We start from the raw sequence: 14254 nt of genomic DNA, 5'->3' as shown, positions 1-14254 counted from the left end.
TGCATTATGAATTATTAATTATGCATTTAATATATTACCATCCATAGTTTTGACCGAATTCAGGATACATTGAGGTATCATTAACCTTTAGAGGAAGCCAATAATGTTTCGCAGAGAATTTACGAGTCAATATAGTATTTTCTGTTAAACCTGAAACTTCAGCGTTACGAGGATCATTATTTTTATACCAGTTATTAGTATAAACTCCATTTGCATCCTTCTCGCTTCCACTTACACGATTGAATTCTTGAGAGGTTTTTACTGTGTATGGAGCCTCTGTCAATAACAACCATCTCTGTAAGTCATTAAAACGGAATCCTTCGAATGACAGTTCTACAGCACGTTCACGTCTAACTTCATCCATAAACTTCTGTTTGTTTCCTTCAAACTTAGCATTAACATGTGCTTCGCCTACACGATCGCGGAGTGTATTGATTGCATCTTCCGCAGTTTTTGAGAAATTTGTAGATTTGCCTGTCGCTCCATCTGTAGCAGCACAAGCTTCTGCATACATTAGATAAATATCAGCCAATCTCATATATGGTAAATATAGATGAGTTCCAGGCCAGTCATATCCTCCATCAAAATGATTACAAATGTGAGGACACAATTTCTGATAGAAATAACCAGTACGACTACCCGTCTTTGCATCACGCATAGTTCCATCTGAATTCAAACCACAATAACGAAGATATTCTGTTTTATCAGTCATTGTTCCGTTTACATACTTGAAACCATCAAAAACAATATCATGATAAAAACGTGGATCACGGTTTTTGAATGGATGTGTAGGGTCAAAACCTGAATCAGGGTCAGTTATAGGTAAACCATTTGCCATACCATAAGCATAATTTATATAATTAGCTGTTGGCATATGTGTAGCTCCCGGATCAACAACACCTGCAACAGTTGGGCCAAATGTTTTATTTGATCCCCAACTTGATCCCCATGCGTCTGTAGAAGGTCCACAGAATATTGCCTCACAAGTGCCCGGCATTCCGCTCTGTCCTGACTTACTAAAGATATCACTAAAGCATGTAGTTGCATCATCGGATTTCTTGTGATTATATATATCCTTATAATTGAATTCAGCCAAAGCATATTGTGTTTGACCACTTTCTACTAATGAAAGTAATTGACCAAATGCATCGGCTGCCTTTTTACAATATGTCTGATCATAAGTATATGTATTAGCTCCACCTGTTTGAGCACCATTCTTCATAAGAGGACTTCCTGCCCATAAATAGTTTTTACCTAGGTAGCCTAAAGCCATAATCTTATTGATACGCAAAGCGTTTTTACCCATAGTAGCCTTACCAATAGTTGTATTATCCCAATTTATTGGCAATAGATCAACTGCTTTTTGAAAATCAATAGCAGCACTATCAGCACATTGTTGATATGTTAAACGAGGCAATGTAAGCTTTTGATCACCAGGTAAAACTTTAGTAATATATGGGAGTCCTCCAAACCATTCCATTAGTTCAAAATGCCACCATGCACGGAAGAAATATAGCTGACCTGCTATAAGATTTTTTTCCTCATCTGTTGCATCTGTCATCTTGTCAAGATTTGCAAGACCTAGATTACATTTACGTATGCAATACCAAGCATGAGGCCACAAAGCATGGCTAAATTTATCCGTAGAAGAAGGATTCGTACTTGATTTGTCAAGCCAGTTTTCAGGTTGAGACTGATGTTCAGCTTGCCAAGCCCAGAAGTTACCCTGATCAAATTGATTTAAAGTACGCCATGATGATTCAGAATCCATTACCTCATCATCTCCCCAGTTCCAAGAAGTATTCCAATAGTTTTTCAACTTATCAGGAATGCAATTATACATTTCCTCTACAAATCCTTGGAAATTCGTAAAGTTTTTATATGCTTCTGTGTCTGATACAGTAGAATCGGCTGATTTGTCTAGATAAGACTCACATGATGTAAGTCCTAAAGCAAACAATAAAAGTCCACCGCATAAGATGTTTTTATATATTTTTTTCATTTTCATTTATTTATAATGAGAATTTTATGCCTAAATTGTAACGCTTCATTGTTGGATAAGCTCCGACAGAACCTCCAAATGAATTATTCATCTCACGGTCATCAGGCATTCTTGACCACATCCAGAGGTTATTACCATTAATAAATATCTTAAGATTAGAAATACCAAGTTTTTTAGTAAGTTGGTTATTGAATGTATATGCTACCTCAGCATTCTTTAGACGTATATAAGATCCATCATAAAGGTATTGAGTCGCATCGTTATAGCTTGTCTTTGAATTCCAACGAGGAACAACGACATCTCCATCGGAGTATTTAGACCACCATGCACCTTGATCATACACGTTATCAAGATTACCCGCGAAACTTGTAAGGACAACATCACGTGTAACATTAGTTACGCCATAGAACTGAACAAAGCCACTAAACCCTTTCCATTCAAATCCAATTGTAGCATTATATGTGTTTTGTGGTGTACTAGAATATCCATAAGGAACCTGATCTTTACTATCAATTACACCATCTGCATTAAAGTCAATGATATTATAATCTCCTGGTAATTTTGAAGCATCATTTGCATCATGCTTAGTACTGCCATAGATTTGGTCATAGGTATTCGTATGCCCAGAGCTTATATATGATTTATATTGTCCCATACTATATCCAGCTTGCTTTTGATATGCAGGAAGTAATTCTGGGTCATCTTTAACAAGAATCTTGTTAACAGCATGTGTCATATTGAAATTAGCCCAAATATGCAAATCTCTATTAATGTTTTTATTAAAGCGTAATTCAAACTCATATCCATGAGTAGTAACTTGACCTAAGTTAGCTGTTGGAGCTGTATTTCCATAATATGAAGGTACAGAACGGTCAGAACCTCCTACAAGGATGTCAAAACGCTTATCATGGAAGAAATCAACACTACCAGCAAACATTCCATTCAAGAAAGCATAATCAATACCTAAGTTCGTTTTCTTTACGGTTTCCCACTTTACATTTGGGTTACCTACAGAAGCCTCTCTATACCATGTATAAGGGCTCTCCTCACGAGAATTATAACCACTACTAGTCCATGCTGTTGTGCCACCATATGCCCATTGAGACATATACAGCCAACGACTTCCTACATTATCATCACCAATTTCACCATAAGAAGCCCTGATCTTCAACATGTCAAGAAATTTCAGATTATCTTTTATAAATTTTTCTTCTGATATCATCCATCCTAAAGCACCTGAATTAAAGAAAGCAAAACGATTATCTTTACTAAACTTTTCCGAACCATTATATGCTCCATTATATTCAACAAAATATTTATCTGCATAATTATAAGTAGTACGGAATACCCAGTCTTCACGATAATGTGGAACTTCACTACCTGTAGCATATTGTTGACGTGCAAATAATCCCATTGCTGTAACATTATGCTTACCAAAATCACGGCCCCAGTTTAACTGTAACTGGTAATTTAGATTACGCTGTGTAGCATAATCATTGACAGAACCACCTGATGTAGACCATAGAACTCCTTGCTGATAATCAAACTTGTTATTGTTGTCAAAAGCTGTTTTATAATAAACTGTTCCTGTAGCAGGATCAATCCATTTATGCTGAGGATCATTATATAAGTCAGATACACCACGTGACCCCTCAACGAATGTGTTATCCCAAGCGATCATACCACTTGCTCTTAAACCTTTTGTAATAAAGCTCAAGTCTTGTTCTAGAGTAAAGTCTGTATTTATTCTTGTTGTAGTTGTCTCTGCTACACCGGAAATTGAGACACCCTCAGCAGAGTTTGAAACATTTACGCCATTAGGATAATATCCCCAAGAACCATCAGAGTATACTGGTAAGAAAACATCTGGAGCTATATTATATGCTCCTGCCCACTGTTGAGCTATCTGCCAATCTGACTGACCGGAATTACTCCAAGGAGATTTACTTGTACCTGCAGAACCTGCTAAGTTCATTTTGAAAACTGTTGTTTTTGTCAACTGGAAGTCAAGGTTACTACGTACATTTAAACGATTAAATCCGTATCCAGAATTATATCCACGGCCATTATCAATTTGCCTATAAAGGTCACCTTCATGTACATAATCAGTAGCAACGAAATACTTCACGAACTTTGTACCTCCTGAAATATTAACATTCGCATTATATGACATACAGTAATCTTTAAATAAAGTTTTTTGCCAATCTACATTTGGATAGCGTTCACGTTGGGCTGTTGTTGTTTGGTCGCGATACATATCTATAGTTGATTGTGGAGTAATTTTGCTCCAAGAATCAGGAGATATTGGCAACTCATGTTCAATAGCAGTATTTCGGTACATAAGAGCATCATATGAATCATATTTTGAAGGCAAATATGAAGGAGCCTTCACTGTCATTGTTGCACTTACATCTATTTTAGCCCGGCCTTCTTCACCACGCTTTGTAGTTATAAGAATTACGCCATTAGCACCCTTAACACCATAAACGGCTGTTGCAGAAGCATCTTTCAATACAGAGATTGTCTTTACAGAACTAATATCCACACTACTCATAGGGCGTTCAATTCCATCTACAAGAACAAGAGGATCACTATTGTTCCAAGAAGAAGCACTACGAATAACAATTTTAGGCTCTTCTGCACCTGGCATACCCGAGCTAGCTGTAGTAACGACACCAGGTAAATTACCAGTTAGTGCAGAACCAATGTCGTTAACACCTGCAGCACGTTTCAACACGTCTCCTGTAGTTTGAGTGATTGCACCTACAACACTGGCTTTTTTCTGCTGGCCATAACCAACTACGACCAATTCACCGAGTTGAGTGTTGTCATCATCAAGAACAACTTTGAAGTTTCGCATACCGCCTACCTTCATTTCCTTTGATTTCATTCCGACATAAGAAATGACGATAACAGAATTCGCATTAGGCACTGAAATAGTAAAATGTCCGTCTAGGTCGGATATAGTTCCAAGCCCAGGACGCCCTTTCACGACAACAGATGCACCAATAACGGACTCATTCTTCTGATCCGTTACTACACCTTTAATTGTAATTCCCGACTGGGCATGCATGTTCAGGCAAAACGCCATCAGCAACACCACAACGGGAAAAACTCTTACGAATAATAGTTTTACATGTTTCATTGTTAATAATTTAATACATATTAGATTTGATTATATAATTAGAAATCGTTTGCAAAAGTATGAAGTTTATAACATTCTGATGTTTTATAATGTTACACGAACTTTATTTCATGTAACCAATACACTTATTATGTTAAAATATAGCACTGTATATATAATGATCGACGGAATATAATGCAAATTAACATATAAAACAACAAAATAATAAGGCTGCGCAAAATATTGTTAATGTTTTTAACACAGCCTTAAAATTATTTATTATAAAAAGCTAAAAGTTCAATATTGTAATAGAATAAGGTGGAAGTGTAATCTTCATATCCTTTGATATTCGTACTAGAGACTTCACAGGAATAATATTTGAAGGATTATCAATAGTATTTGTAAAATCTGGTTTTGAAGATTTAAGTTCTATCTTATATCCTTTTTTATTTACTTTACTATTTCCATCTAATATTAATTGTACATCATTTTTATTTTCTGTTACATTTACTATTTTTAGATATACTCGTCCGTTATTGCTGTCTTTTGTTGCTGTATAATATATTTCAGGTGCAGTATCACCTAATTTATCTGTAAGTTTAAACAGTGGAACATTTTCAGCATTTATTGGAACTATCTTATTTCCAAGATTATTACCAAACATAACTTGAGCATAATATGAAGGTGATCCATAAGCCTTTAACGCATCGTAACCAATAAGATCACTCTCCCACTGCATCGCTCCAGGGCTCACATTTACAAATAAAGGGGCATAACAAGCTCCCATAACCAAATCTGAGTTACGCTCTAAACAGGTCATCCAGACAGCATCACCTAGTGCCGCATTCATATTAGTAGTAGGTTTACCTTCACGTGTAGCCCACTCTCCACAGAATATTTTAGGTCCTTTTCTATCGTATTTATCATATTGAAATGCAGAACGGTACATATCTTTTGCGTTACGATAATAATGTTCGTCAACAATATCCAATTTTATTTCATCTGGATTTTCTGCGTTTGTACGCAATGCATTGCCATCTATTGTTGATATTATCTTCAACTGAGGATATTTTTCCTTTATAGCATTATAGAATTGCTGATAACGCTCTGAATAGCTACCACTTATATCAAAGAAGTCTTCGTTTCCTATTTCAACATAATGCAATGGAAATGGTTGTTGATGTCCGTCTTTTATACGCTGAGCACCATATTTTGTATCAGCTCCACCAATTACATATTCTATTTCGTCAAGAGCATCTTGAATAAAAGGCTTAAGGGCATCTCCTTCTACATGATCTCCATTAAGTATGTATCCTGCAAAAACAGCAAGCAAAGGTTCGGCACCAACATCTTCTGCCCACTGCATAAATTCCAGCAATCCCATTCCATCTGTAGACCAATACCCCCATGGACTTGAATGTCCAGGACGTTCATCTGGGTTTCCAACTGTCTTTCTCCAATCAAAACGATCACAGAATCTATTGCCTTCTACATAATTTCCTCCAGGAAACCTCAAAAATTTGGGGTTCATACCTTTCATCATTGTCATAAGATCTTTACGCAAACCATTTTTCCTATTGTTATAAGTAGGAGGAAATAATGTTACTCTAGAAAGATCATAAGTGCCTATCCCATTAAATGTTATTACGAAATGTGCATCTTTGGTTTCCTTAGCTTTACTGTTTGTAAGCAATTTAAAATAATATTTTCCCCATACATCTGAAATATTATTTATTGTTGTTTGGGCATAGACTGTTTTATTATCATCAGACTCCAATTTGACAGTTATTGAAGAACATCCCTTTGCAAACAAAGAGCCATTGTATTCTGTATCTGAATGTATGGGTAATCCCCAAAAGCCATTGTTTAATAATTCTATTCCCGGCTTAGTGACATTAACAGAAAGATAATTATTGTTAGCCCTATTCACACCTTTATTATATTCTACACGCATTGTTGCATTAATAGAATCAGTTAATTCCCAAAACTTAGGTTTAACTGGCATCGAATGAAAAGGCATACGATGTCTTATTATCTCTTTAAAAGAAGGATTTCTCAAAAGTTGTGCATACAACCCGCCCTCATAAGAATAGTTTATTTCCTCTGTCATTAGACCATAAAGAGTTGGACTAACGTTTTTTTCGGCATTGTCCAAATGCAAAGTCATCTTTGTCTGTGACATAGACAAAGATGAAATTGCGATAAGAGCAAATATAGATAATATTTTTTTCATTACTTGCTTAATAATTTACTGTATTGTAACATTTACCTTTTTGAGATCATTATCAGAAGAACTTGTTCCATAATACAGCTCATAATTTCCATTTGTTATACGCATTGTATTACTACCTTCATCGAAGCATTCAAAAGTAGATGGAACCAGATTAAGTTCAACATTATCAGTCTGTCCTGCCTTTAAATTCACTCTACTAAAGGCTTTCAAAGATTTAATAGGTCCATTAGCATCTCCATCCTTATGTACATATACTTGTAAAATTTCAACGCCATCTCTTTTTCCTGTATTTGAAACAGGTACTATCATCTTTAGATTTTCATTTTTACTAATGGTAGTCTTATCCAGTTTGGCATTACCTATATTAAATGAGGTATAGCTTAGACCATAACCAAAAGGATACAGTGGCTTTTCTGTCATATATCTATATGTACGTCCTTTCATGCTATAGTTTTCAAAATCAGGAATCTGCTTAATACTTTTATAAAAGGTTATTGGAAGTTTTCCACCAGGATTGTAATCACCAAATAGGACATCTGCTACAGCCTGTCCGCCTTTATCACCAGCATACCATGCTTGTAGTATTGCATCACAAGTTTTTGTTTCTGGTTCAAGACCAATGCAAGAACCTGAACAGTTAACTAAAATCACTTTTTTACCGGCATCTTTTAAAGCCTGTAAGAAACGACGTTGAGATAAAGGCAACTGTATATCTGTACGATCTCCACCTTTGAAACCTGGTAGTTCAATAGGCATCTCTTCACCTTCCAATTGAGCAGAAATACCACCACAGAATATTACGACATCTGTCCCTTTCAATTTATTTACTACGCTAGCATAATCAACATCCTTTTCTTTTCCAAAAGAAAATCTTAAACTGGCATCAGCGAAATCATTCTCCTGTACAAAAGTGAGTTGTATATCATATTGTTTGCCTGCCTCGAAGTGATATGGAATCTTAGATGTTACATTTCTCCAAGATCCATTGCGACGAACTGTATCTCCATTAATTTTTAATATATAATTGCCGGTGAAACTGATATTTATTGTTAGATCTTCTGTTGTTTTTGGGCTATATCTGGTGTCATATATGGCAGAAAAGCCTTTAAGTAAAACACCTTTAGCAAACTGATGTTGTCCTGCTGTTGTCAGATTAATTGGTTCTGTATATTGTGCAGTAGCAACAGCATCACCTTTTTGCTGACGATTATTCCAATATGTTGCAATAATTCCTTTTTTGCCATTAATGTTACATTTTGATAGATAATCATCTGTCATTTTATCTTCAACAATATCGCATCCTTTCATATATATAATATTCTTTTCGGATACTTTTTGTTTTATTCCATCAAGAATTGTCACAGTACTACTTGGAACTCCATTATAATTTCCCCACATCAACTGCTTATCATCAGCATTAGGTCCTACAACTGCTATCTTTTTAATATTCTTAGACAATGGTAATATATTATCATTGTTTTGAAGTAAAGTCATAGTCTGACGTGCCATATCAAGTGACAAAGCCTGATGTTCCTTTGTATCTACATCATTTTTATGTGTAAGTTTTGACCATGGAACTAATGATGGATCGTCCATCTCACCAAGTTCAAAGCGGCCTTTCATTGCCCGATAAACATGTAAGTCAACATCTTTTTGACTTATCAAGCCACGTCTCACAGCATCGGGTACAGATTTATAAGCATAGTTGAAACCACATTCTACATCTGTACCAGCAAGTACTGCTTTTGCAGAAGCATGAGTAGCATCAGATGACACCTTATGGTTTTGCCATAAATCGCTTACAGCACCACAATCTGATACTACAAGACCTTTAAATCCCCATTCATCACGCAGAATTTGTTGAAGAAGTCTGTTATTACCACAGCATGGTTCATCATCAAGACGCTGGTATGCACACATCACTTCTTTAACCCCTGCATCCTGCACCAAAGTTTTAAATGCCGGTAAATATGTTTCAAACAAGTCTCTTGGACTTACATCATTGAGATTAGCCACATGACGGCTCCATTCTGGACCACTGTGAACAGCGAAGTGCTTAGCACAGGCATACAATTTGCTATACTTCGCATTTTCAGGACCTTGCAATCCTCTAACCACAGAAGTACCCATAACAGAAGTTAGATAAGGATCTTCACCATAAGTTTCCTGTCCTCTTCCCCATCGCGGATCACGGAATATATTTACATTTGGAGTCCACACCGAAAGGCTAGTAAATTTTTTATCTTTATTGCCTGCACGTTTATTATCATTATACAAAGCACGCATTTCGTCGCTCACAACTCCGTATATTCTCAAAAGCATTTCAGGATTAAAAGACGCTGCCATTCCTATTGGCTCTGGAAAAACTGTAACGTTATTATTATTGGCGACTCCATGTAAAGCCTCACTCCACCAGTTAAAGCTTTCAATATTCAGACGCGGTATTGCTGGAGACTCATCAAGCATAAGGTTCGCTTTCTCATCAAGAGTAAGTCTAGAGACTAAATCTTTGGCTCTCTCATCAGCTGTCAACTTTGGATTGCGGAATGGAAGGACCTGTGAGAATGATGCTGTTGAAGCAAGCATCAAACAAAAGGCAATTGTAATTTTTTTATTCATATCAAAAGTATATAAGATTATGTAATATCTGTAAGTTTATTTTGCAAAGTTAGTCAAATGCCAAATAACATACTGTTTTTAATGTTTCATTTACTTTTCACTATATATCAAATACGGCAAATAAGAAAGTTATTGAAACATTTTTTTTGTGAAGCGTTACATAGTTAACAAAAATAACGAAAGTTATCATATCATATTTTGGCAAATAAAAATATAATATCTATATTTGCAATCTGTATAACTTTAGACCAAATCATGAAGGTAAAATCGATACTATTTATTGCTGTCTGTATGTTTTCAATTTCCATTAAAGCGCAGACAGGTTTATTATTCGACACAGACAAACAGCTGTCAAGTAGTCTCATCAATTCACTCTGCCAAGATCGTAACGGACGTATATGGATAGGTACTCATAATGGCCTAAACGTATACGACGGCTATCAATTTCACATATTCAAGAAAAGTAACAGTAATCTAGCTGGTAATGTTGTCAATTGCCTAATGCAGGACCGTAAAAACAATATGTACATCGGACTTAACAATGCATTACAGCTATTCCACAATGATCATTTTATTACAATAGACACTAGAGATATCCATAACCATAAGATATCATGCTACATAAATTGCATTTATCAAACAAAAAAAGGAGATATCCTTATAGGAACTTCAGGGCACGGCATTCTAAAAATGCAAGGCGAAATGAAAGCCAAACAAATACCAATAGCCGGTCATAATGCTGATTATACCAAGAAAATGGTTGAAGATTCATCTGGACGCATATGGATAGTTACACAAGATAAAGGCTCTGGCTACATAAATGTAGGGAAAAATATTCTTCATATGATAAAAGGACCAGAAGAAAATTCGTTAAACGATATTTGCAAAGACAGAACTGGTAATATATATGTATCAACTATAAACAATGGTTTATATAAGCTAAACCGTAAAAATTATTCGTTCGAACATATCTCTAAATCTGGAAATCTTCCAATTGCATCTCTACATGTAGACAGAAATGGCAATATACTCATTGGTAGCAACGGAAAAGGGCTATACAAATATATGCCTTCTAACGGAACCATGAAAGCAGACTTGTTCTATAGCAATGAGGTAAATATGGAACATGGTAAAATATACTCTATACTAGAGGATCATTCAGGTAATATTTGGATAGGGCTTCTACAAAAAGGCGTTTTCATGCAACCTGTACAAAAATCAGGATTCGAATTCATTGGATATAAGTCAATCGCAGGAAATCCAATTGGAGATGCGTGCGTAATGTGTACCAAATTTCTTAAAGATGGTTCATTATGTGTAGCTACAGATAATAATGGGCTGTTCATACTTGATAGAAACAAACATTTGAAAAAACATTTTACACCAGGCATCGCCGGAATGCCATCTACAATTCTAGGCATTGCGGAAGATTATAAAGGGAGAATATGGATAGCTTCGTTTATGGACGGATGTGGATGGATAGACAGAAATAACGGTTCGTATCATCGCCTTCCATGTACCCATGGTAGAGCGTCAAGTGTATTTGACGTGGCTATAGATAAGAACAACAACTTATGGGTAGGCACAATGGGCGATGGACTAAAAAAAATCAATCTTAAGACTAATTTAATTACAGAATACAAAAAGAATGGTAATGTAATTAATGACAAGGATAATTCTATCTGTAACAACTATATAGCACAGATGTTGCTATCAAAAGACAATAACAGACTTTATGTAGGTACAAGCGCTGGATTATGTTGTCTTGATCTTAAGACAGGCAGTTGGAAAAGCATATTCGGCATTTCATGTATTTTTCCAGATCAAGCTATAGCAGCTATTAGCGAAGATGGTAAAGGAAACCTATGGACAGGAACGCCAGAGGTATTGTACTGCATCAATCTACATAATCGAAAGATCAAAAAGTATACTGCCGACAATGGACTATCAGACAACAGTGTATCAGCTATAGAAACAGACCGGAAAGGAAATGTTTGGGTTAGTACTAGTCACGGTATAAGTTGCCTTACAAATTCTAATGGTAAAATAATTAATTATTATGCTGGATACGGGCTACAAGGAAATGAATTCTCAGAGGGAGTGTCATCAACTGATAGCAATGGCAATATTGTATTTGGCGGTATGGGAGGTATTGCAGTTTTCAATCCATCCAAAATTCAGATGTATAGAACAAAATTACCTATATATATATCTAATTTTAGAATTGGAGGTGAGTATGTTACAGCTGGCATGAAATCAGGTAGTTACACCATCACAGACTCGAGTGTTATGAATACAAATACATTCGAGCTAAATCACATGGACAATTCTTTCACTATTGGTCTTTCAACGATGACTTACGATAAGCGCATCACTTATTTATACAGTATGAACGGTGAGAAATGGACAAAGTTGCAGCAAGGTTCTAACGAGATTACATTCAGTCATCTATCTCCAGGTACATACAATTTTAGGGTTAAAGCCATGGACGGATATACAGAATCAAAAGTAAAAGAATTTACTGTAATAATAAATCCTGCATGGTACTTCTCTATTTGGGCTAAGATGTTCTACGGCCTGATAGTAATATTTATAATACTTTGGTATAAAAATATGTTACGCCGTAAGGGACAAGATAAATTACGCCTACAAGAGCACATACATGCAGAAGAGATGAGCGAGGCAAAGCTACGCTTTTTCATGAATATCAGTCATGAAATACGTACACCAATGACACTTATCGTAGCCCCACTACTATCTCTGATGAAAGAAGATGGAGATGCACACCGTCATGAGGCTTATGTTACAATAAAACGAAATGCAGAACGTATTCTGCATCTTATAAACCAGATGATGGACTTAAGGAAAATAGACAAAGGACTTATGACCATGAGAATGAAAGAAACTGATATTATATCTTTCACTAACGAGATTTATACCTTATTTGAGCAACAAGCCAAAACAAAAAAGATATCATTCAATTTTATACACAAAGATGAGAATATTAATATATGGATAGATCGTGGAAATTTCGACAAAGTCCTTATGAATGTACTCTCAAACGCATTTAAGTTTACTCATACAGGTGGAAAGGTTTCAATTATAATTAATCATGACGACAAAAATGTAAGCATATCCGTAAGTGATGATGGAGAAAGAATACCAGAAAGCAAACTTAACAAAATATTCGAGCGTTTCTATCAGACGACATCAATTACGAACGACAGGCAAGCTGGTACTGGCATAGGACTTGACCTAACACGTTCTCTAGTTGAATTACATCACGGTACTATAACAGCACAAAACAATGCAGACGGCAATGGTTGTACCTTTATTGTTTCGATACCATTAGGTAATGCCCATCTCAAACCAGAAGAGATGATATATGACGACAACAACCAAGACTCTGTACTTTACGGAATAGATAATTTTGAAGAAACCGAAGAGGTACGTCCTGTAGAAATGCCAACGAAGACAACATTCAATAAAAAGAGGCCAACTATAATCATAGCAGAAGATGATATGGAAATACGTTCATATCTTAACAGCGAGCTATGTAATGAATATAAGATTATTGAATGTGCTGATGGTAAAGAAGCACATACTGCAATACTTAGAGACATTCCAGATATGGTAATAAGTGACATCATGATGCCCGAAATGGACGGTAACACTCTATGCACAAAAATAAAGAGCAACGTTAATACTAATCATATACCAGTAATACTACTTACTGCTAAAAATAGAGATGAAGACAGGCTTGAAGGTCTTGAGACTGGTGCTGACGCATATATTGTAAAGCCATTTAATATGGATATTTTGCGTAGGACTATAATAAATTTGCTTAACGCACGAAATATGCTAAAAAACAAATTTACAGGCAAAGAAGGTGAAAGTAAAGTCGATGAGGTACACATGAAATCTCCTGATGAAAGACTTCTCGAAAAGGTTATGTCTGTAATCAACAACAATCTTGACAGTTCTGAATTAAGTGTTGACATGATAGCCGAAAATGTAGGTATAAGCCGTGTGCATTTACATCGTAAGATGAAAGAGCTAACCAATCAGACTCCACATGACTTAATACGCAACTTAAGAATGAAACAAGCTGCTAATCTCTTAGCAAGTCAGCATCATAATGTTACAGAAGTAATGTATGCTTGTGGTTTCAGCAATACAGCATCATTCTCTACTATGTTTAAGAATATGTACGGTATGTCGCCACGTGAATACATGAAAGAGCATCTCCAAATGAATGGAGATGCCTAACATTAAT

5 protein-coding genes are annotated in these 14254 nt (G+C 35.7%); 1 reads left to right on the top strand and 4 read right to left on the bottom strand.

All coding sequences use genetic code 11. From position 1 onward, the window contains the following. Positions 1 to 34: 34 nt before the first annotated feature. The 4 genes from XYLOR_RS00560 to xyl3A form a co-directional block, all read right to left on the bottom strand. Positions 35 to 2002 carry a RagB/SusD family nutrient uptake outer membrane protein gene (locus tag XYLOR_RS00560; protein WP_036880410.1) on the bottom strand — a complete coding sequence of 656 codons (1968 nt, stop codon included), beginning with the start codon at positions 2000 to 2002 and terminating at the stop codon, positions 35 to 37. Positions 2003 to 2012: 10 nt separating this feature from the next. After that, positions 2013 to 5147, bottom strand: a complete 3135-nt coding sequence (locus tag XYLOR_RS00555; protein ID WP_036876041.1) for a SusC/RagA family TonB-linked outer membrane protein — start codon at positions 5145 to 5147, stop codon at positions 2013 to 2015. Positions 5148 to 5415: 268 nt separating this feature from the next. Further along, a complete protein-coding gene (locus tag XYLOR_RS00550; protein WP_036876038.1) occupies positions 5416 to 7359 on the bottom strand; it encodes an alpha-L-arabinofuranosidase family protein in 1944 nt (647 codons plus the stop codon). A gap of 15 nt (positions 7360 to 7374) precedes the next feature. Beyond that, positions 7375 to 9978, bottom strand: a complete 2604-nt coding sequence (gene xyl3A, locus XYLOR_RS00545) for a xylan 1,4-beta-xylosidase (protein ID WP_036876035.1) — start codon at positions 9976 to 9978, stop codon at positions 7375 to 7377. Between the two features lie 255 nt (positions 9979 to 10233). On the opposite strand from xyl3A, the gene XYLOR_RS00540 reads away from it, so the two are divergent. Further along, positions 10234 to 14247, top strand: a complete 4014-nt coding sequence (locus XYLOR_RS00540) for a hybrid sensor histidine kinase/response regulator transcription factor (RefSeq protein ID WP_036876033.1) — start codon at positions 10234 to 10236, stop codon at positions 14245 to 14247. Positions 14248 to 14254 lie beyond the last annotated feature (7 nt).

Source organism: Xylanibacter oryzae DSM 17970 (genome assembly GCF_000585355.1).
GTDB classification, from domain to species: domain Bacteria; phylum Bacteroidota; class Bacteroidia; order Bacteroidales; family Bacteroidaceae; genus Prevotella; species Prevotella oryzae.
The sequence above is the reverse complement of the archived record's forward strand: the minus strand, read 5'-3'. Positions and strand labels throughout refer to the sequence as shown.